Consider the following 20,039-nt stretch of genomic DNA (forward strand, 5'->3'; position numbering starts at 1 on the left):
AATGATGAAAGAAGAGGACATGTTCCATGTTGGGACACGGCAACGAACAACCAGGGAAAGAGGAGCAAGAAAGTCGATCCAGGGCAAGACTCCTCAGTGAAAACCACCGCCGGGTGCTGGCTAATACCCTGCGCCGGGTGGAGTTAGCGGCATGTCGCCTGGAGGAACAGCTCACCAGAGAGACAATGTCGCAGCTTACGCTTACTCGTTTTACGAACCCACCTACGCCGGAGCAGCGTGCAGCACTCCTGCAGCTCGTCAAACACATACGCCGGCAGGTAGTGCAACTTGCCGAGGACTACCATTTAGAGGTGGGGGAGCAGCACATGCTGCGCACCATTATGGGCGAGTTTACGCTCTTATGGTGCGATGTGGAAGACATACGCCCGCGCAAACTGCGGGCCTACGGTGAAGTCCATCCACAATTGCAGGCGGTACTTGATCCCCCACTGAAGCGGCTGATCGAGCTACTGCTTGCTGTTGATGGTGTTGCCAGTGGTACACTGGAGCCAGGACATGTGCAACCGAGCGGCGAGGAAAACAATCTATAGCAGAGAAGCATCGGCAATACATTCTAGAGCGCGCAAAACGAGGAGGTACCGAGCATGAGCTTACTACGGCAGGGCAAGGCACAGGCCCTAACGATCTACCTCGGCGAATCTGACCAATGGCAAGGAACGCCGCTGTATGTCGCCATCATCCAGTATTTACGCGAGCAGGGCTGCGCAGGAGCCACCGTCACGCGAGCCATTGCCGGTTATGGAGCGGGCTCGCGCCTGCATACGACGGAGGGGTTGCGATGGTCATCCGACGCCCCGGTCATCATTCAGGTGGTTGAGCAGCCGGAGCGCTTGCGGCGGCTTTTGCCTCATCTAGAGGAGATGCTACAAGGGGGTGTGATGACACTGCATGAGATCGAAGTACTCAAGTATACACATGCGCGACGCCACGGGTTACCGACGAAGCTGCCGGTGCGTCAGATCATGGAGACCTCCGTCATGACGGTCACTCCCGGGGCACCCGTTGCCCTGGTGATCGATCTGTTGCTGCAAGCGCCGTTCCGGGCGTTGCCCGTCGTCGATGACCGCGGACGTTTAGAAGGCATCATCAGCACAGGCGATCTGATCAATGCCGGCCTTTTACCGGTACGTCGCGGACTGCTACGCACAGCCCTGGAACTGGACAGCCAGACGGCAGAAACTGTTGAGGCCCCACTTGAACAGGCGCGCAGGAGTACTCTCACCGCCGGGGACATCATGAATCGGCAGGTGCGCACTGTGGGGCCTGACATGCCTATCCGCGAGGCGGCGAGAGTCCTGTTGGAGGCCGAATTGCGCCGTGTGCCCGTGGTCGAAACTGATGGTCAGTTGGTAGGCATGTTGACGCGAGCAGATCTACTGCAAGCGATTGTTACCAGTCCGCTCATGAGTCCGCAGGCGAGTAGCGCAACGCAGCCGCTGCAGCGCACGTCTCCCCTGACGGATGTGCCGCCACAGCAGTGTCCTGTCTCGGATTATATGCGTTCAGAGGTCTCCACGGTGGACGAACAGGCGCCAATGGATGAGGTCATCGATGCGCTGATTCTGTCGCCGCTCAAGCGTGTCATCGTCGTGAATGCCGGTCGCCAGGTGCAAGGCATCATCAGCGATGTAGATGTGATCTCGCGCATGCAGGAAGAGGCACGCCCCAACCTCCTCAATGCGCTGGCGGGTTGGGCACGCGGTAAACCCGCGCGACTCCCAACGGGCACATTGCAAACGCACACCGGCACGGCCAAAATTGCGGCCGATGCTATGAATCGCGATGTCGTGGTGGTTGAGGAAACAACCACGGTCCAGCAGACCATCGAGCAAATGATCGTAACGGGCCGCAAGGTGCTGCCGGTGATCGATGCCAAGGGACGGCTCGTTGGGGTGGTAGGACGATCTGACTTACTGCGCGTCTTGCTAGAGGGATGAATAGAGCTATGATCGAGAGAACTGAGAGACAACGCTTGCCCGCCAAAGGGTGCCGCCTGCGTGTTTTTATTGGGGAAGGGCAGCAGTGGCAGGGAAAACCGCTCTACCAGGCCATTGTGGAGGCTGCCTACCGACAGGGCGTAGCCGGAGCAACGGTACTGCGAGGGATCGAGGGCTTCGGCCCGGAGCATCACCTTTCGACGGAGCGTTTGCCGGACATCTCGGACAATCTGCCAATCATGGTAGAAATCGTGGAGAGCGAAGAGCGTATCCAGGGGTTGCTTCCGACCCTCGATCAACTGGTACAGCGAGGCATGATCACGCTCACACCGGTAGAGATTGTCTCTGGATGGAGGGCACAATGACGAGTTCGTCATTGATCCTCGCGCTCCTGGTCGGCCTGGCGGGCGCCTGTGGGGCAGTAGCGCGGTACACGCTCGGACGATCTATCGCGGAACGCTACGGCTCGCAATTTCCATGGGGTACGCTGCTGATCAACGTGACCGGGGCATTCTTGATCGGCCTGGTGTTTGCCTGTGCTGGGCATCATTTCATCAGCACGATGTTCCAGACTGTCCTTGCTACCGGCTTTTTGGGCGGGTACACTACCTTTAGCACGATGACCTGGGAAGGGGTGCAGTTAGCGCGTGGAGGCAGCACCCGCAGCAGCATACGCTATTTCGGCAGCAATCTTGTTCTCGGTTTACTCGCGGCGGCGCTCGGCCTCGCGCTAGGAGGGTGGCTGTAATGCCGGGATCACTTTCGGCCCGCAGGCGCATTCTGGCCGTTTCCGCCGGAGGCTTTTGTGGTACGCTCACCCGCTACCTGGTAAGCATATGCATCACGGGATGGCTTGGGAAGAGCTGGCCTTACGATCTCCTGCTGATCAATATCACCGGCGCCTTGCTGCTAGCGTTTGTGACGACCCTTGCCGATGCGACCTTCCTGGTTGGGCCAACACGACGCCTGTTTATCAACGTCGGTTTTCTCGGAGCCTATACCACCTTCAGCAGCTTTGCCCTGAGCAGCGACATCCTTTTGCAAGGGGGCGAGTGGCTCCCTGCTTTCCTTTTCCTGGTAGTGAGCCTCATCGGGGGAGCACTGGCCATCCTGCTGGGAGATCGAATGGGGTTCTGGTGTGCCAGCAAGGTGAGAGGGGCTATTGCGCGCCCACAAGTAACGCGCAAACTCACACAACCCCTCAACGTGCCGGTTGCTCAACAACACATGAGGACAGATCACCTGGATGTGCAAGATGATCTCCTCTTACCGGATGAAGATCATACACACCAGATCAGGCAAGGGCGTTCTGATAGATAGCAAAAGGACAGGGAAAGAACTACGACGACAGAGGAGATATCTAGGAGCGCTCTTTCTGTTTGGGTCACTTTCCGACCTGGTGGCAGATGAAGGGTTATTGCTGTTACATCTACCGTCTTTCTTCGGCAAATCAAGTTCCAGAGGTTAATTCTGTACATGAGCCTGCCGCATCCTCACTAGAATAAACAATGGGATGGCGACGAGTTCAATAACCAGGCAAAAAGCGATCACTCCCGGTAGTGAAATACCGTAGAGCATGCCGATCAACGCGCTGCCCAGGAACCAGAAGATTCCATAGCCGGCTGTAAAAAGGCCATAGGCCGAGGCACGCCGCTGTACAGGTACCATCGGAGCAACGGCAGCCGGGATGATCGATTCGTGGACGCCCATTCCTAATCCCCATAGCGCCACGCCAACCAGCGCGGCCCAGAAGCCACCGAGAAATACCAGCGGGGCAAATAAGGCCGAGAGCAACGTCAGGGGAACTAGAACGGCGATACCGAAGCGGTCGAAGAGACGCCCGAAAACGAGCGAGCCGATGCCACTCACGCCCATTGCTACCGAATAGAACACCGGTATCAAGACGGATGGCACAGTAGAGACACGGGTAAAGTGGTAGGCGATGAGCGGGAAATCGGCAAATCCTGCCGCGACCAGCACCGCTCCCATCAGATAAAGCCAGAAGACACGCGGAAGCCCGCTCGTCTTGATGTCCGGCGGATTTGCCTCTAATTCCTGAGGCCGCGGGTAGGTCAGGCGTGCGACAAGCAGAATGCTCAAGGTGATCAGTGCGGGTACAAGTAAAACGGCAAAGGCGGTGTGGTAATCGCCACGCAGCGCCAGCACTACGGCAACCACCAGCGGGCCGAATAATGCTCCAAACTGATCGAGCGCTTCATGCACGCCGAACCCCCAGCCATATCCCATCTCCTTGGCAGCATGGGAGAGCATGACATCGCGCGGTGGGTTGCGTGTAGCCTTGCCAACACGTTCGAGAATGATCAACAAGGCCGCGGTCGGCCAGTTTCCTGCCAGCGCCAGCAGTGGCACCGCGGACATCTGGACGATGTACCCGAAAATGGTAATCGGCCAGTACCTGCCGGTCGAATCGCTAAAACGCCCGGAGACCAGGCGCAGGCCATATCCCAGCAACTCGCCCAGGCCGGTAACGATCCCAATGACCGCCGCTCCTGCTCCCAGCAGCGCCAGGTACGGCCCGATAATGCTTCGCGCTCCCTCGTAGGTGAAGTCCGCGAAAAAGCTCATTACGCCGATCAAGAGTACAAATTTGAGTGCCGTCGATTTTACCGTTGCCTGTTTCATCGTTCCTTTCCTTCACTGCTTGCAATAACTGTAGGGACAGCGGCTGGCGCCTGTCCTCGTCCCCATCTAGGACAGGCGCCAGCCGCTGTCCCTACAATATTACCCCATTCGGTTGGCAAAATTCATCAGGGGATTCGAGATTGGGTACGCCGTTTCGGTGCATCCTGCATGGCCTTTCCTGTGAGCCGCCCTATCAGTCGCGGCACCCAGGTCTGTAAATAGACACGCTCCGGCTGATCGATGCGCTTGCCGCCATAGCGTTCCATGACGTAGGCATGCGTCAACTCCTTGAGAATCGCTGTATTCATTGCATCACTGCCGTTCTGAGCAAGATTCGACACGGACTGCATTTCACTTTCAAGATAGGCCAGCAGACGTGCTTCATACTCGGCAGGCGTTTCGGCAGGCTGGCGCGCCAGTCCACCGCGCGATGCGGCCACTGCCTGGAGAACCTCGCGATAGCGGGCGCGGGCCGAGGCTGGGTCAAGCGGCTCGAGGGCATGATGAATAGTTCTATGGTGGCGATTCCACCAGGCGCGCCAGCGCTCGCTCAGCAAGGATGACGCGTCTAAACCCTCGCGTATCTCCTCGACGCCCTGGTCATTCGCCCTGGTGAACCATCGCATCAGGCTGGCTCGGACGACAAAGAAGATCACGATGAGCGCGATGACCAGGAAGACCCAGCGCCCAATCGCGATCACTTCGGGCGAAAGTGTATGCGGACTGATTTTCTGCTGGAAAGGCGACTGAAAGCCCGCCTGCTGCTGTTGCTGCTGCTTGTTTCCATTGTGGGCGAGAAGCCCGAATACGAAAGAGAAAAGGTAATAGAGCGGCGTGAACACGACGATGATGAGCGCATAGAGAATCCAGCTCACTGCCACCCCAAGCGCATTCCATACAGGAGCGAGCGCCGACACGCCCATTTCCAAAACGGAAAAGGAGAAGACCGATTCGACGAGGAAGACAAGCGCCACGAGAATCACACCAAAGAGCGATAGTCCAAGCAACCAGGAACGTGTCGGATCGACCAGCGAATCATCAGAAGAGCGCCGCACGTGACGGATAGCGCCCAGGCGTACCAGCGAAAGTGTGACCAGTCCACTGAGAAAGAACAGTGGTAAGGAAGCGGTCAAATCAGCGCGCAAGGCCTGTAATTGAGGAAATGCGATTACAATCAGCAGTATGCCCAACATGACGCCGAAACTCACCTTGAAAGCGGTGGAAAATTGCTCATATTCGAAACCAGTCTGGGTACGGTGCATATTGCGCCGCCACAGCCACGTCACCAGGATCGTGAGCAAGAGCGAAGCAGGAATACGCTGCCACGTGAGGGTTGCTGGAAGAAAGTAGATGCCCATTGTCAGGCCAAGGACAACGAGCCATCCAATCACATGCAGCCATGCCAACCGCCTGCCCACCTGTGAATGCGAGATACGTGATTCCACGAACATGGCCCACCAGAGCAAGATCAGATTGATAAGCGTGATACCTGTCGTGCCAATGGGTGCAGCTGCGACATTCCTGGCAACCACAAAGGTAAGCAATGCGATCACCAGGGCAATTGGCTGCGCCTCCATGACGCTGATGGTTACAGGAATAGCATAGCGCTCAATCCAGGTAGAGGCTGGTCGAGCTTCGTCCGGCGCTGCCCTGGGTTTCATCGCTTGCGGAAGCAATGAGAGCATGCCACACCTCCCTTCCGCCTGCCCTGTGTACAGGCAAGTCATAGGTCTCTACGTCCACGTTTCTCTCCGGGTCTCCGGCAAGAACCAGGTGAACGGCCGCCCCATGCGACTGCAGATCAATCAAACGCTCAACGGTCGATGGATGCAGCGCCTGAGCAGAGCCAACGAACACCACGGTCGCTCCAAGCAGCAACTGGTTCTGTTCTTCGTCGATCAGCGCGTCCATCGACGAGCCGAAATACGGGATAAGCCGGCCCAACGCCGAGAGCAAGTACACGCTCTGACCGCTGTCGCTCGCCATTGGGACGCGCACGTGGTGCATGAATGTCCTGGTAGAAGTTGCCGACTGTGACTCGTTCTCATCCCCGGCAGGGCTTTCGCCCGCCAGTCCCATCATCAGGCTATTGGCGACCAGTCCAACCGCGTACTTTTCATCGAGCGCCCATAGTGCGATGGAGGCCGCTATCGTGATCGTCAATTCCTGGATATCCGGATCGAGTCCCATCCACGGCTCAACATAGCTATTGATATCTAACAGGATTAGCAGGCGATATTGACTGCTGGGTTCATAGACTTTGCTGCGCAATGCCCCGGCGCGAGCAGTGGCCTTCCAATGAATGCGGCGCGGGTCATCGCCCAGGACATACTCGCGCACGCCCGCAACACGGAGCGGGTCTTCTAATAAGCGACGCGGCGTGGTGTGCTCCCCAAAAGGGTGTCGAGCTGGCAATCCAAAGGCTTCGAGGGGCGCTACCAGGGGATATACGAGTACGGTCTCACGCGCGCTGGCACGCTCCTCGCGTACTAACCAGCCGAAAGGATCACCGGTGCGGAGCGTCGCCGGGCCAAAGGTATACACACCCCTGCCGGTGCAGCGAAGTCGATAGCGGCGTGTCACCCGTTGAAACGACCAGAGCGAAAATGTATGCACAAGTGCCAGCCGGTTGACCTTGTAGGTGGGCATCGCACGCCCTGTCAGCAGCGTCAATTGAACAGGAATTTCATCCTCGACTTCGAGCCAGGGCAAAGGCAGTAACTTCCTGTTCTCGATACTGAGAGAGAGCGCTATTGTCTCACCGAAGAAAGCCCTGTGCTGGCTGACCTGCTGCCGAATGGCGAGGTTGCGCAGGGCAAAACGGTACCAGATCTCGGGTACGATACCAATAATGAGCGTGAAGAGCGCAGCGAGAAAAGCGAGCGGTTGCCGTGTAATCACGCTGAGAAGAAAGAGCGCCACGGCCAGGAAATACCAGGGACGGCGGCTTATCAGCGTCTCGTCTCTAGTATGGTTGAAGGTATCCGTATCCATCACCATTACCTCTTCTGCGGCAAAGCGATTGTTTCGACCGGGACAGGTGTGGCCGCCATGATTTCCTCGATGATCGCTTCACTGGCACTTCCTCGCAGGCGCGCGCGAGTCGTCGTCAGCAGGCGGTGGGCAAGTACAGCCGGGGCCAGGCGTTTCACATCATCCGGCTGCACAAAGTCGCGTCCCTGCATCGCGGCATACGCTTCACAGGCCCGATATAGAGCCAGTGTGCCGCGCGGACTCACGCCTAATGTCACCGCCGGATGAGCGCGTGTGGCTCGCACAATCGCCAGCAGGTAGCGTTCCACTTCAGGCTGCCATTGCACCTGGCGAACCACCTTTTGCAGCATCAGCACTTGCTCAGCAGAGACGACCGGCTGCAAGCGCTCGAACGGCTCATCGTTCTTAAAGCGATGCAGCAGGGCTTCTTCCTCGTCTTCAGATGGATAGCCAACACGAACGCGCAGCAGAAAGCGGTCGAGTTGCGCCTCCGGTAGGGGAAAGGTGCCTTCTAATTCAACTGGATTCTGCGTCGCCAGGACCAGATGCGGCCTCGGCAAGGGCATCGTTTCGCGCTCAACCGTCACCTGCCGTTCAGCCATGGCCTCGAGCAGAGCCGATTGGGTTCGTGGCGTGGCGCGGTTAATCTCGTCTACTAGCAGGACTTGCGCAAAAATCGGTCCTGGCCGGAAGACAAATGCACTGTGCCGTTGATCAAAGAAGCTGACGCCTGTAATATCGGCTGGCAGCAGGTCGGGCGTCCCCTGTATGCGTTGAAACGTGGCCCCAAGAGAACGGGCAAGCGCCCTGGCCATCACCGTTTTTCCCATGCCGGGCACATCTTCGACTAAGACATGTCCATCGGAGAGCAGCGCCACCAGCAGGAGATCAATGACCTCGATCTTGCCAACAATCACGCGCGCAACATTGACACGCACGGCCTCCGCCAGACGCTGTACCTCGCTCAAAGAAAGGTGAGCGGATTCACCTGTCATCGTTATCCATCTCCCTCCTGTCTTCCGATCTCCACAACGGAATAAAAAAAGCTTCTACAACGCGCTCATGTGCGTTATAGAAGCCATCAGCCTTCCGGCATTTTCGGGGCGAGCTTCATCGCCTTGCAACAATGCATACGATCTCTTCTTCTTCTGCTCTAAGCATAGCACAGAATCGCCGGGTAATCCAGTGCTTGAGCAGATACCTCTCCGGCAGCGAGTACTTGCAAATATTGCATTAGCCGATCGCGCTTCGTGTAGCGAGCATGCAGGTCGGGATCCCGCTCCGCTGTATCTATGCGCGCCCGCACATGCTGCAAGCTTTACAGGCGTATAGGCGGCGCAAGCCCCTTGATCAAGAGCGCGAGCTACCCTCTCGGGTAGAGGAAGCCGGGGAACAGATCGAACACGAGGTAAAACGAGCGACCCTGTCTGCTCTCGTCGGGCTGATTTGAGTCTCACCAAAGATACTCAGAAAGTTTACATGCATCCGAACGTGGTTGGACGAGGTCTTAGCACACTCCCGCCGTCAACAACACATGCAGAGAAGTACTATCGAAGAGAAGTACCTGGTCAACATTGAGGCCCTCGCTGCTCAGTTGGACGCTTCCCCAGTGCATTTTCAAGAAAGGTAATTGGGAATGTGGTATACTGAGAGGTATGAGATTACCGATTTTTGTACGCCTTTGAGCGAAAGCGAACGCGAGCAGATCGAAGCGGGCTTGCGTTCGTCGCAAGCTTTTGCGCTTCGTCGCAGCCAGATTCTCTTGGCCTCCGCTCGTGGCGAACCCGTTAAGAGCATCGCGGCGGCTCTCAGTTGCGACGAACAAACGGTTCGCAATGCCATCCATGCCTTCAACCAACACGGACTCAAAGCCCTGCAAGCTGGATCGAGCCGTCCCCACCACCTCCCGACCGTTCTACGAGCAGATGTGACGGCCGAGATGTTCAAAACGGTGTTACATCGACCTCCACGCGATTTCGGCTTCGAGACCAGCTTGTGGACGCTCGACTTGCTCGTCAAGCAGTCGGTTCGTCTGGGCTGGATGGCTCGCCCCGTCAGCATCGAGACCATGCGCCAAACACTGAGCCGCTTAGGGATCAACTGGAAGAGAGCCAAGCACTGGATCACCGGTGTGCGCCGTGTCGGCGCGTATGAGATTTTCCGTGAAACACGGAAGAGGGAGAGAGTGAAGGCCTCTAGGGCAAGAGCTTACCCGGAGCCGAAAGGCAAAGGTGGACAGTAGCATGCTCGACAAGCGGAAGGCGGAAGAAGGCATGTATTTCGCAGATCTGCAAGCCCTGTGTGCATGGTGAGACTGGTCAATTGTCAAACCTCAGTTCCTGCATGATGTCTATCCACATCCGTCAAACCATGTCTAAGATGACGACATCGAAAAACCGCAACCGGGCTGATGTTGCGGCAAACAGGATGCCCCACAACCTGGCAACCTCACACTCTCTTCGATGTATGGCGGGTAATGAACCCGATAAGGAACAAACGGGCACCTAAACACACTACACACGTTTCATATGCGCAAAAGCGGGATCGCCTAAACGTTGCGAGACGCATGGCGACGGAACCCCCATAGTACGCAAAAAGGTATCACGCTCACGGACGTAATGATGATGCTGGAAAGCTGATTACAGTGAAAGCTGTACGATCAGTTTGGAGGGGGGCATTCGGATAAAGTACCGTTTCGGACGGCAACTCGCCGGGTGCCTACCCTACCCCGACCCCTTGTACCAGCAAAAAAAAGGGCTCGCGACCGCTTGCTGAGTTGGGCCTCGCAGGAGAAGCAGGCCGCCATCTGGGCCATTGGGTTTCTGGACGAGGTGTGGTGGAGTCGCTTTGCTTTGCCTCGTACTTATGCCTGACAGACGACTGATGACCCCGTTCGTTTGGTGGAACAGACCTGGCAGAAAGCCGACCCGGATGCCAAAGCCCTGGCTTGCTATGGTGTGCTGTGGCAACGTGGATCCGCTGAGACCCCCATTCGGGACCAAATATCCTTGCGCTTTGTCGATGGGCGTCCAGTCAGTGACATCACCACGCAATTTCTGGACTGGTGCTGCGCTCAACTGGAAGCGCAAGGAAAACGCGCTTGGCTGCTGATCTGGGATAATGCCTCCTGGCATTATAGTAAAACCGTGCGTACCTGGATCCGTGAACACAACCAGCAGGTGAAAACCTCGGGCAAGGGAGTGCGCATTCTGCCGTTGTTTCTGCCCAAACAGAGTCCCTGGCTCAATCCTATAGAACCCAAGTGGGTGCATGGCAAGCGCGCCGTCGTTGAACCCAACGGCTTGCTCTCGGCCAAGCAATTAGCCCAGCGCATTTGTGCCTACTATCACTGTTCCTATGAAGCTCATTTATCTCTCCAAGAAAAGGTCTCTTGAAAATGCACTAGAGACCTGCCCGTTCCACAAAAGTCAGCTAAAGTAAGGGTATGCCAGCAGAAGAAGAACTGACCCAACTGCGACAACAGAAGAGGTGGTTGCAAGAGCAAGTTGACGCGCAAGGCAAAACCATTCTCTTGCAGCAAGAACAGATCAGCGCCCTCATGAAACAGATGCAGGAGTTGCAAGCACGTCTGGCGAAAGACAGCCACAATAGCCACTTACCCCTTTCCTCGGATCGCTTTGCGCGCCAGCCCAGCCTGCGTAAGAAGAGCGGGAAGAAGCCAGGCGGGCAAGAGGGCCATCCCGGCGCGATGCTGACGTTCTCGCAGACGCCTGATGAGGTGATCGTGCATGCGGTGGAACGCTGTGACTACTGCCAGCACGACCTGAAGCACCTTGCTCCGGTCGCCGTGGAGCGGCGCCAAGTGATCGATCTGCCTCCGCTGCATGCTGGTGCGAGAACATCAGGCTGAGTCCAAGTGCTGTCCGCACTGTCAGCAGCGCACGTCGGCTCCCTTTCCCGCCGATGTACGTGCGCCAGTGCAGTATGGGGCGAGCATTGGAGCGCGAGCGGTCTATTTGTCGCAGCAGCAATTGCTGCCGTTTGCTCGCGTCTGTGAAGTGATGGAAGACCTGCTGGGCGTCGCGCTGAATGAGGGAAGCCTGCACGAAGTGATCGCGCGCTGCCAGCAGAACCTGGGGGAAGTGGAGCAGCAGATCAAGCAAGCCCCCAAGCAAGCCGAAGTCCTCCATCAAGATGAGACGGGGGTGTACGTCTGCGGCAAACGCCACTGGATGCATGTAACCGCGACCGCCAGGCTTACCCATTATCAGGTGCATGCCAATCGCGGGCATGAGGCCTTGGAAGCCATCGGGATTTTGCCTGGCTTCACTGGCATCAGCGTCCACAATGGCTTTGGCTCGTACTTTCTGTATGCGTGTGAGCATGCCATCTGCAATGTCCATCTCCCGTGGGAACTGACCTACCTTTCCGAAGAGCAAGGCTGGTGGTGGGCAGCTCGGCTCAAAGCCTTGCTCCTGGACAGCAAAGAAGCCACCGAGCAGGCACGCGCGCAAGGAAAGCGCTGGCTTGATCCGCTGGAAGTGGCCGATTGGGAAACACGCTTCCTGGAACTGCTCACCCAAGAGGATCGCGCCCATCCCCGTGCTCAGGCACCGCCTGGCCAGCGCGGACGAGTCAAACAAAGCGCCGCACGCAATTTGCTGGATCGCTTGGCCAAACACCAGTCTGCTATCCTGGCGTTTCTGGAAGACCTGCGTGTCCCTTTGATAACAATCAGGCGGAAAGAGATCTGCGCATGGTGAAAGTTCAGCAAAAGGTCTCTGGCTGCTTCCGAGCCTTCGCAGGCGCACAAGCCATTGCTCGCATTCGGGGCTACTTGTCCACCTTGCGTAAGCAGGGCATGCCTTTGCTTGCCGCCCTGGAGGCTACCTTGCCTGGCCATCCTGTCCTTCCCTCATTTCAGACAACCTGAGTAGCTACCAGTAGACAGCGAGGACACGAAGCCGAAGTCGAGGGGGCATATAGATATGCTATAGATGCCGGAGATGTTGCAGCCTACAATAATCTTGGACTCCTGCTTGCCAGACAGCCCGGTCGTAAAATTGAGGTAGAGCAAATATATAAATTAGCGATTAAAGCAGGTGTTAACAGTGCTTATATCAATCTGGGGAATTTACTCGCTAAGGAGAATGGGCGTGAAGCCGAAGCTGAACAGGTCTATAAAGATACTACCGCCGAAGGATTTGAGGCAGTTGGTTACTACAACCTCGGTCTGCTTCTGGAAAGACAGCTGGAACGCGGTGTCGAGGCTAAACAACTTTTTCGCATTGCGATTGAGTCTGGATACAAGACAACCTACTTTAGACGTGATACTATCTCTGGTGAAAGGCAGGAGTATGAAGATGAACCTGTGCATGCTTTTCAGGTAATAATAAATGCCGAAGAACAGAGAGATTACTATTATAGTCTCGATGCCCAAATCAGCAGAACTCGCATAGACATACTCGCTTCTACAAACAGGCATCTACTGGCTGCCTACCGTAAGTTCATAAGTGACCTCGGTGGAGAGCATTATTAGAATATTGATATATCACGGTCATACTACTATCTTTTAAGAATTCTCGAGGAAGAGCATTTCTGCAAATTCATAAAGCTCTTCATGAAAGGAGTTCTTCTGATTTTCTGAAAGCCACGAAGTTTTTAAACCTACTAGTCAAATTTACTTCTACTATGGTATATTTATTGTCAAGCATTCAAACACAGAACTAGTATCTGAAGTCTGGTGATTCAGGATACCCAATAAGCAGCCGTAAGAAGCACATATGCAGTCAGTGATAGCTGGTAGTGAAGGATTTTCGAGTATCAATGAGCAATTCTACGCCATTTCATGTAATCTTTCGCCCTCAGGCGCGTCTACTCTCGTTGCTCGGCGATCAAATGATCAGCGACCAGGCTGTAGGGCTAATCGAGCTGGTAAAGAACGCCTACGATGCGACTCGGATCGAAATAGAACTGCTGGGACTTGCCAGCCCTGAAACGACACGGGTGGTGATCCGTGACAACGGCTTCGGCATGACGCGCGAAGACGTCATGCAAAAGTGGTTGAGCCCCGCAATTAACCATAAGGAGCGGCAAAAGAAAGCCAGACAGCGCACGCCACTCGGTCGGCTCCCTATTGGAGAGAAGGGTGTCGGCCGTTTCGCGGCTCAGAAACTCGGTCATAAATTTCAGATGGTCAGTCGAGCAGCGCACTCATCTGAAGTAGTTGTGCAGATCCTGACTTCCCTGCCTACCAGAATATCAGTAACAGTAACATCCTGGACCGCGCTCATTATGTTTTCGCCGGACTGGTTTCGGAGGAAGGGGTGCTCGATTACGAATATTCCTGTCATCATCCAGCCGTTGCTGAACGAGAAGCTGTTGTAGACAACCATGATCTCATGCCGGCAGCAAAGGACGAGATGTCTTCTCCGGGTCACAATAGCGCCGGACCATTTTACCTGAACTTCTATGTGTGGGATCGCACGCAGGAGTTTCTCAATCAGAGCGGAGTATCGCGCGCAGACCTGGATGCACTGGCCGGGGTGTCCATATTTCGGGACGGATTGCGTGTCCTGCCTTATGGAGAGCCGGGGAATGACTGGCTGGACCTGGACAGAGAGCGTATCAATGCTCCATCAGAACGCATCGGCAATCAGCAAATCATCGGTTTCGTCGAAGTGTTTCAGGAGAACGCGCCGGGCTTACGGGATAAAACCAACCGCGAAGGGCTGATCGACAATGCCGCATTTCGTGACCTGCGAGCTCTGGTGAGAGCGGCCATCAACGTCTTTATCTCACAGTGGCTTCAGGGATCGACAGAAAGTGGGGAAACGGTCAAAGACCACCGAGCGAGAGCCTGCTGGAGATGCGCTACGCAAGGCTCGAGTGCTTGCCGAAAAGGTACAGGAAACAGCGCGAGATGATATCGTTGTCAGGATAGAAAAGCCAGCATTGCTGGTACCCGTCCAACCAGCGGGTCTCCAGATGGCATCCGCACCTCTAAAAACTGAACAAACTGAACAATCGTCACCAATATCACAAGCCAATGAGCCGCTTGCCAAGCGGGTCTTCCACTCCCTTGATGAGTTGGAACAGGTCCAAGCCGAGCGCTGTCGCTAGCGGCAAGCCCATCCTGAGTGCATTCGGGGGCGCACCTCCTTTCATTGGTGGCCTGCTTCTTTAGACACGACTTAAACGGATTTGATATAAGAGGCTGTGTGTAAAGGCTTTTCAAGCGGCGCGAGAATGTGCAATCGGCTTGCTGGCGGTATCAGGCGCTCGGGCAAGCCGTCTGAGCATGAGCCGGATCATAGCGAGATAAATCCAGACTTCTTCGCTGCTGGGAAGCACTTCGTAGTCCTTGGCCAGCCGACGCCAGGTGGAGAGCCAAGCGAAGGTGCGCTCAACGATCCAGCGCCATTTGAGGACATGAAAGCCACTGGGGCGGATCTTCTCCCAATCGATCACGGCATCTTTGGGTACCCAGACCGCTCGCAAGCCGCTCCAGGGATGTTGCACAATCTCCACTTTCCAGTCAGAAGCCTCCTTCACCCACTGCACAAAGCCCCCTTTGGCGTATCCGCTATCCGCCCAGATCAGCTCAAGTCGCCCAAAACGACCCTTGAGCGGTTCCAGCAGAAGCTTGCCCCCTTTGTGATCCTGGATGTTGGCCTCATGAACGAGAACTTGCATGATCCACCCATTGGTATCGACGAGCAGATGCCGCTTGCGCCCCTTGACTTTCTTACCACCGTCATAGCCACGCACTCCTCCTTTTTGACTCGTCTTCACCGATTGACTATCGATGATGGCGGCACTGGGAGTTGGCTCACGGCCTTGTTTCACACGCACCTGTTCGCGCAGAGTCGTATGGATGCGTTCCCAGGTACCATCGTTGCGCCATTGGCGGAAGTAGCTCCAGACGGTCGACCAGAGCGGAAACTCATGAGGCACGGCTCGCCATTGCGCACCCGTGCGATTCAGGTACAAGATGGCATTGATGACTTCGCGTATATCGGTCGTACGTGGATGTCCACCTGGCTTGGCAGGAGGAATGAGTGGTTCCAAGATCCCCCATTCCTCATCACTCAGATCACTGGGATAGCTTCTTCGCTTCATCTTCCCACCTCTCTTGCCCTTTTCCTCTTTAATGCCTCTTTTTCTCATTTCTCCCTCTATTCTATCATATTTCCTACTTGCTTATCGTGCCCCTTCCCAAGCCATTTTATGGCCTCCCCTGCTCTCTTTTGGCTTGTCAGGCCTTTGCACACAGCCTCTTAGTTATACTGCGCATTCTGGAAACCCTGGAGCCATCCGTTCACCCCCAGACTGCCGGAGAACAGTGTAAAACCTGATAAGAACGCTTTGCAAGCGAACGAGATATATTAGAATAATCGGCAACGCAGCCACGATTCTCAAGAAGAGTCGATCCTTTATGCCCCATAGTACACGAAAGCAGCCCAATGCCTGGCCGTTTCCAGATAGTCCTCCATGGCTCTCTCCCTGATCTTTTCTCCACCATCACCACCTACATTACCGCTGTCCTCAATTTGCACTACAGCGTCATCTTGCAAACCGTTCCGTTGATTCGACTCATTCAGAGAAAGTTCCGAAGCTTGCAACACCTCACTCACCTCTGGACCCGAAGCAGCATGCCGTGCGCCCACAGCACGGCAATCTTCGCACCAGCCCGGCAGCTGGCGGAGCCAGCGTTGTGCTAACCATAACGCTTCCGCCGGGTCCAAGCGGTCAAACAGGTGCAGTTCGTAAAATTTTTGCATCAACGCGAGCGTCATTCTATCGCTCACCGGCCACAGGCTGGCTACGACCCCTTTTGCCCCTGCTTGCAGCCAACCGGCAGGCAATCCAACGATCTCATCAAGCAGCTCTAATCCTGGCAAGGCCGTTTGACAGGCTGAGAGAACCACAAGCAGTAATTGTTCCAGATACAGAGGGTCGGAATCGAACAGGTGGCGGATCATTAAACGTGCGCCATAGGCAAGTAGCAGGCCAGAAGATTGTGGATCAGCGAGGTCCACGAGTCCGTGGCAGGCAAAATGAATGTGCGTCAGCGTCCTCCTTTGCTTTTTTAGCACATCAAGTACATTGAGAAAAGTAGCGAGTTCATCAGAAAAGGCATGCACATGACTTCCTTCTTTACTAGAGAGAAGGCCGGTGAGAACAACTCCTTCTTCTCTCGCCTGCAACAGCGGACGAACTTCGGGTTCCTGCGGCTGTGGATTGGCTACTACCAACGCAGTAAGTACCTCGTTACCAGTGGAGGGCTTTTTACGCTCGCGGCACACCGCCCAGATATGCGCGCTCGGCGCATAATTCACCTGGACAATATCGGTAAATAAAGCCATCTCCTCATCATCGGGTCCTGTAGACACAAGTGCTATGTGGAGGGGAAGCAGGCCGAACGGCCCGCAAGGAACGACGATCAATCGGCGTATTGCTGAGGCACGACAGAACAGAGCCAGATGCGCCATCACTCCCCCGGCTATTCCCAGTGTTTGCATTACTTCACGTAGTGCCTCGCGCATTTCTGCATGATAGCGGGCACCCGGTTGAATCGTGAGCAGGCCGCCAACACCCGTTTCGGCTTTCCCATCGTTCTCCTTGAGGGAATGTATCAGTAAGCCTCCTAGACGCACATTCGTTAACTTCTCGTCCCACCAGGCCTTGACCTCGGCAATTGCACTGTCCTCACTCGAACCCTGTAGCACAACCGCTATAGCTCCCAACGCCGTACTGGCAACATAGGCCAGACATTCATCAGCCTGGAGTACTCGCTTGACTGCCCCGGCGATTGCTTCTTGCCGCAAAAAGTCCGGTAGAATCTGGCGAATACGCGCCACGATTGTATTGTAGGAGGCGCGAGCGGCTCGGGCCTCTTCGTAGCCAACAAGCGAAGCCAGTAATGCTTCTTTCGCTACCTGCTCATTGACATGGGCATTCTCTTCTCTATCCGCCCCTTCGCCAGGCACCTCCGCGTCTTCAAACCTGCTCGGTGTAAGAGAGGTGCTACTCTCCTGCAATGTGGAAGTGAGCAAGCGGCTACTTGCGCTACGAAAAGCTTCCAGCAGTTCGGGGGCAAGTCGTTCGGCAACGGCAATTTGTGCTTCCTGGCGTGCTATAGCTTCGCCTGTTACTCGCGCCCGGCCTCGCTCAAGAACCTCTGCCGCCTGTATGGCCGCTTCCTCTCCTCGCGACCGGATAAGTGCATACGCGAGGTAGGCATTGAGGCTACGACTCATTCCCAATTCGGCCTGACGCCCATGCAACGTTACCTCCGTTGTGAAAAGCTCATCCAGTGCTTCGAGTGCAGAGGCGAAAAAAGGAATAGCCTGTTCCCACAACTGCTCGCGAAAGAGGATTGATCCCGCCAGCTGGGCGATCATACGATGGTTTCCTGGCAACACCTCTTTTGTATAGACGTGCAGCGCATTCGAATAAGCATCAATACATTGCTGCACTACTTTCTGACGCTCTGAGCCATGCAACCCATCAATCAGTGTGTGGAAAGCATCTCCCCGATTCGCTTCTACCAAAGCCCAATCAAGTGGAGTTTGTTCGCGAGTGAATACCGTTAGCGAGGCATCACAACAGGTAATCGCAGATTGCAACGCCTCATCACGTGCTGCACCTTCGAGTAATTGTGCCAGAGCGATCAAAGCCTTACTCTTGTTGTTTTGTGTGAGGGCCCAGCGGTTCGGCATGCTCTGAGAAGAGAAGAGCGAGAGAACAGCATCATAACAGCTGAGCGCCTGCTGAAGTTTCTCCTTCTGCTCATCTCCGTGCAAGAGACGGGCCAGCGCCAGAAGAGCATTTCCCTTATTATTTTGTGTCGCGGCCCAGCTGACCGGAGCGTCCAGTTGAGACCGCTCGAGGAGGGCAGCATCGTAGCAGGCAATGGCGGCCTGCAATACCTTTGCTCGCTCGGCATATGCTACCACAGCCGCGAGTTCAACAAGGGCTATCCCCTTATTATGCTGCATTCTTGACCATGCCTGGGGCCTACTTTCGCGGGTATATACGTGAGCAGTGGCATCGAGGCAGACAAAGGCCTCGCGTAGTTTTTCGGCTCGTTCCGTACCGGTCAGGAGTAAAGCCAGATTCTGCAAGGCATTACCTTTGGCACTCTGCGTGGATGCCCACTCCGACGGATTGCTTTCGTAGTGGCGCTCAAGTAAAGCCTGATCATAGCAGGTGATTGCTGCTAGCAGTGTTTCTTCACGCTGCTTTCCACCGAGTATTCTTGCCAGATCACGCAATGCAATTCCTTTGTTATGCTGTAAGGTAGCCCAGTAAGGAGGATTGATTTCGCGAGTACAGAGGGCCAGCGCATCGTCATAGCAAGCAACGGCAGCCTGAAGCGTTTTTGCTCGCTCCTGAGTTTCCAATGTGTCTGAGAGATCATGCAGAATCACCCCTTTATTGCTGAGCGTTATGGCCCGGCTATCTGTCCGGCTTTTTACGGTCAGCGCGTTCTCGTAACAAGCGAGGGCTCCGCGCAGCAGCCTGGCACGCTCTACGCCTGCTGCTAATTTTGCCAGCCCATAGAAGGCTGCTCCTTTGCCTTCCTGTGCCATGGCCCAATTTTCAGGAGTTTCCTCGTAGTGATACACGCCCAGTGCTGCGTCATAACTGGCGATAGCTTCCTCTAGTGTCGCAGGTTGCTCACTCGCTCGCAAGAACTCTGCGAGATCAAACAACAAGACGCCGCGATTGTGCTGTGCCGCGGCCCAATCAAGCGCGGACTTTGTGCGATCTCGTCCGCGTATTGCGGTCTCGCAGCAGGCAAGAGCCTCGCGTAACAGTTCGACTTGCTCTGATCCAGAGAACATCGTCGCCAGGTCGCGCAATGCGATCGCCTTGTTATACTGAGACATGGCCCAGTTTGCTGAATCGACCAGCTGATACTCTTCCGAGATGAGGGAGTCATAACAGGCGATGGCGGCTCTCAGGCCTTCTTTTTTTGCTTCTCCGGTACGTAACCCGGCCAGATACCATAATGCGACCCCTTTACTCAGTTGCGTCTTGCCCCAGTATGCAAGATCCTCTTCACGAGCATAGACTGAGAGGGCAGCATCGAAGCAGGCAAGAGCGCGACTCAGTTGTGCCTCCTGATCGCCCCACCGCTTTTGCATCAGTGCATTTCCCAGAGCAAGTTGAAGCTGCGCCCATATATCAGGATCATCTTCTTGCGAGGTCCGGCTCAGAGCGTATTCGAGAAGTATATGCCGTTCTGGAGTCCCTTGCGACAGGTCTAATGATTCGGCAGGGATACGTATTTCCCATGTTCGCCGTGAGGGTATCTTTTTGTTATTGTCGTGCGGCTGCTCATCAGGTCTGTTTTTCAATGCTGGCTCCCCAACGTCGCAAAACTGCTGGCGTCATATCTATTACTGTCTCCAGTATAAAGCATTCCTCAGCTTGAGTATACCTTTCAATTTTTTTGGGCCTGCCCGTTCAAGT

The 20,039-nt window shown here is 55.4% G+C and carries 18 protein-coding genes and 1 riboswitch; of the genes, 12 read left to right on the top strand and 6 right to left on the bottom strand.

Going from position 1 to position 20,039, the window contains the following annotated elements:
- Nucleotides 1-26: 26 nt before the first annotated feature.
- Genes VFA09_15900 through VFA09_15920 form a run of 5 tightly spaced genes read left to right on the top strand, consistent with a single transcriptional unit; the run spans nucleotide 27 to nucleotide 3,278 of the window.
- Nucleotides 27-551 (top strand): hypothetical protein, encoded by a 525-nt coding sequence (locus VFA09_15900; protein HZU68762.1) that lies wholly within the window; start codon nucleotides 27-29, stop codon nucleotides 549-551.
- 54 nt (nucleotides 552-605) lie between these two features.
- Nucleotides 606-1,958 (top strand): DUF190 domain-containing protein, encoded by a 1,353-nt coding sequence (locus tag VFA09_15905; GenBank protein ID HZU68763.1) that lies wholly within the window; start codon nucleotides 606-608, stop codon nucleotides 1,956-1,958.
- Between the two features lie 8 nt (nucleotides 1,959-1,966).
- Nucleotides 1,967-2,323, top strand: coding sequence for a DUF190 domain-containing protein (locus tag VFA09_15910; GenBank protein HZU68764.1), 357 nt, complete (start codon nucleotides 1,967-1,969; stop codon nucleotides 2,321-2,323).
- Nucleotides 2,320-2,706: a fluoride efflux transporter CrcB gene (gene crcB / locus VFA09_15915; protein ID HZU68765.1), complete on the top strand. Its 387-nt coding sequence runs from the start codon at nucleotides 2,320-2,322 to the stop codon at nucleotides 2,704-2,706. The genes VFA09_15910 and crcB overlap by 4 nt, the downstream gene beginning before the upstream one ends.
- Entirely contained in the window at nucleotides 2,706-3,278 is a 573-nt protein-coding gene (locus VFA09_15920) for a CrcB family protein (GenBank protein HZU68766.1), read from the top strand. Before crcB ends, VFA09_15920 begins: the two co-directional genes overlap by 1 nt.
- 144 nt (nucleotides 3,279-3,422) lie before the next feature.
- On the opposite strand, the gene VFA09_15925 is transcribed toward VFA09_15920, so the two are convergent.
- The 4 genes from VFA09_15925 to VFA09_15940 all read right to left on the bottom strand — a co-directional run bounded on the left by VFA09_15925 (nucleotide 3,423) and on the right by VFA09_15940 (nucleotide 8,590).
- Nucleotides 3,423-4,601: an MFS transporter gene (locus VFA09_15925; GenBank protein HZU68767.1), complete on the bottom strand. Its 1,179-nt coding sequence runs from the start codon at nucleotides 4,599-4,601 to the stop codon at nucleotides 3,423-3,425.
- Between the two features lie 125 nt (nucleotides 4,602-4,726).
- On the bottom strand, nucleotides 4,727-6,286 hold the full coding sequence (locus VFA09_15930) for a DUF4129 domain-containing protein (GenBank protein ID HZU68768.1): 1,560 nt from the start codon (nucleotides 6,284-6,286) through the stop codon (nucleotides 4,727-4,729).
- Nucleotides 6,210-7,595, bottom strand: a complete 1,386-nt coding sequence (locus VFA09_15935) for a DUF58 domain-containing protein (GenBank protein ID HZU68769.1) — start codon at nucleotides 7,593-7,595, stop codon at nucleotides 6,210-6,212. Before VFA09_15935 ends, VFA09_15930 begins: the two co-directional genes overlap by 77 nt.
- Before the next feature lie 5 nt (nucleotides 7,596-7,600).
- Nucleotides 7,601-8,590, bottom strand: coding sequence for a MoxR family ATPase (locus VFA09_15940; GenBank protein ID HZU68770.1), 990 nt, complete (start codon nucleotides 8,588-8,590; stop codon nucleotides 7,601-7,603).
- Between the two features lie 70 nt (nucleotides 8,591-8,660).
- Nucleotides 8,661-8,722, bottom strand: a riboswitch (Fluoride riboswitch).
- A gap of 134 nt (nucleotides 8,723-8,856) precedes the next feature.
- On the opposite strand from VFA09_15940, the gene VFA09_15945 reads away from it, so the two are divergent.
- From VFA09_15945 to VFA09_15975, 7 genes are all read left to right on the top strand, one after another.
- Nucleotides 8,857-9,045 carry a hypothetical protein gene (locus tag VFA09_15945; GenBank protein ID HZU68771.1) on the top strand — a complete coding sequence of 63 codons (189 nt, stop codon included), beginning with the start codon at nucleotides 8,857-8,859 and terminating at the stop codon, nucleotides 9,043-9,045.
- Nucleotides 9,046-9,231: 186 nt separating this feature from the next.
- Nucleotides 9,232-9,837, top strand: coding sequence for a helix-turn-helix domain-containing protein (locus VFA09_15950; protein ID HZU68772.1), 606 nt, complete (start codon nucleotides 9,232-9,234; stop codon nucleotides 9,835-9,837).
- 658 nt (nucleotides 9,838-10,495) lie between these two features.
- Nucleotides 10,496-10,990 carry a transposase gene (locus tag VFA09_15955; protein HZU68773.1) on the top strand — a complete coding sequence of 165 codons (495 nt, stop codon included), beginning with the start codon at nucleotides 10,496-10,498 and terminating at the stop codon, nucleotides 10,988-10,990.
- A 50-nt stretch (nucleotides 10,991-11,040) separates the two neighbouring features.
- The gene (locus VFA09_15960) at nucleotides 11,041-11,466 is read left to right on the top strand and encodes a DUF6444 domain-containing protein (GenBank protein HZU68774.1); all 426 of its coding nucleotides are present in this window, start codon (nucleotides 11,041-11,043) and stop codon (nucleotides 11,464-11,466) included.
- Nucleotides 11,447-12,319: a transposase gene (locus tag VFA09_15965; GenBank protein HZU68775.1), complete on the top strand. Its 873-nt coding sequence runs from the start codon at nucleotides 11,447-11,449 to the stop codon at nucleotides 12,317-12,319. Before VFA09_15960 ends, VFA09_15965 begins: the two co-directional genes overlap by 20 nt.
- A 1,063-nt stretch (nucleotides 12,320-13,382) precedes the next feature.
- The gene (locus tag VFA09_15970; protein HZU68776.1) at nucleotides 13,383-13,943 is read left to right on the top strand and encodes an ATP-binding protein; all 561 of its coding nucleotides are present in this window, start codon (nucleotides 13,383-13,385) and stop codon (nucleotides 13,941-13,943) included.
- Nucleotides 13,883-14,482 (top strand): hypothetical protein, encoded by a 600-nt coding sequence (locus tag VFA09_15975; protein HZU68777.1) that lies wholly within the window; start codon nucleotides 13,883-13,885, stop codon nucleotides 14,480-14,482. The genes VFA09_15970 and VFA09_15975 overlap by 61 nt, the downstream gene beginning before the upstream one ends.
- Nucleotides 14,483-14,789: 307 nt before the next feature.
- Here VFA09_15975 and VFA09_15980 read toward each other — a convergent pair whose 3' ends face one another.
- Together VFA09_15980 and VFA09_15985 are read right to left on the bottom strand one after the other, a co-directional pair.
- Nucleotides 14,790-15,677: an IS5 family transposase gene (locus tag VFA09_15980; protein HZU68778.1), complete on the bottom strand. Its 888-nt coding sequence runs from the start codon at nucleotides 15,675-15,677 to the stop codon at nucleotides 14,790-14,792.
- 314 nt (nucleotides 15,678-15,991) lie between these two features.
- Nucleotides 15,992-19,924, bottom strand: coding sequence for a CHAT domain-containing protein (locus tag VFA09_15985; GenBank protein HZU68779.1), 3,933 nt, complete (start codon nucleotides 19,922-19,924; stop codon nucleotides 15,992-15,994).
- Nucleotides 19,925-20,039: the final 115 nt, after the last annotated feature.

Source organism: Ktedonobacteraceae bacterium (assembly GCA_035653615.1).
Classification (GTDB): Bacteria; Chloroflexota; Ktedonobacteria; order Ktedonobacterales; family Ktedonobacteraceae; genus DASRBN01.

Coding starts and splice junctions, on each gene's coding strand:
- VFA09_15925 (HZU68767.1), bottom strand. CDS start 4,601: ATGAAACAGGCAACGGTAAAATCGACGGCACTCAAATTTGTACTCTTG.
- VFA09_15910 (HZU68764.1), top strand. CDS start 1,967: ATGATCGAGAGAACTGAGAGACAACGCTTGCCCGCCAAAGGGTGCCGC.
- crcB (HZU68765.1), top strand. CDS start 2,320: ATGACGAGTTCGTCATTGATCCTCGCGCTCCTGGTCGGCCTGGCGGGC.
- VFA09_15950 (HZU68772.1), top strand. CDS start 9,232: ATGTGGTATACTGAGAGGTATGAGATTACCGATTTTTGTACGCCTTTG.
- VFA09_15960 (HZU68774.1), top strand. CDS start 11,041: ATGCCAGCAGAAGAAGAACTGACCCAACTGCGACAACAGAAGAGGTGG.
- VFA09_15945 (HZU68771.1), top strand. CDS start 8,857: ATGCAGGTCGGGATCCCGCTCCGCTGTATCTATGCGCGCCCGCACATG.
- VFA09_15900 (HZU68762.1), top strand. CDS start 27: ATGTTGGGACACGGCAACGAACAACCAGGGAAAGAGGAGCAAGAAAGT.
- VFA09_15920 (HZU68766.1), top strand. CDS start 2,706: ATGCCGGGATCACTTTCGGCCCGCAGGCGCATTCTGGCCGTTTCCGCC.
- VFA09_15970 (HZU68776.1), top strand. CDS start 13,383: ATGAGCAATTCTACGCCATTTCATGTAATCTTTCGCCCTCAGGCGCGT.
- VFA09_15905 (HZU68763.1), top strand. CDS start 606: ATGAGCTTACTACGGCAGGGCAAGGCACAGGCCCTAACGATCTACCTC.
- VFA09_15935 (HZU68769.1), bottom strand. CDS start 7,595: ATGGATACGGATACCTTCAACCATACTAGAGACGAGACGCTGATAAGC.
- VFA09_15940 (HZU68770.1), bottom strand. CDS start 8,590: ATGACAGGTGAATCCGCTCACCTTTCTTTGAGCGAGGTACAGCGTCTG.
- VFA09_15930 (HZU68768.1), bottom strand. CDS start 6,286: ATGCTCTCATTGCTTCCGCAAGCGATGAAACCCAGGGCAGCGCCGGAC.
- VFA09_15980 (HZU68778.1), bottom strand. CDS start 15,677: ATGAAGCGAAGAAGCTATCCCAGTGATCTGAGTGATGAGGAATGGGGG.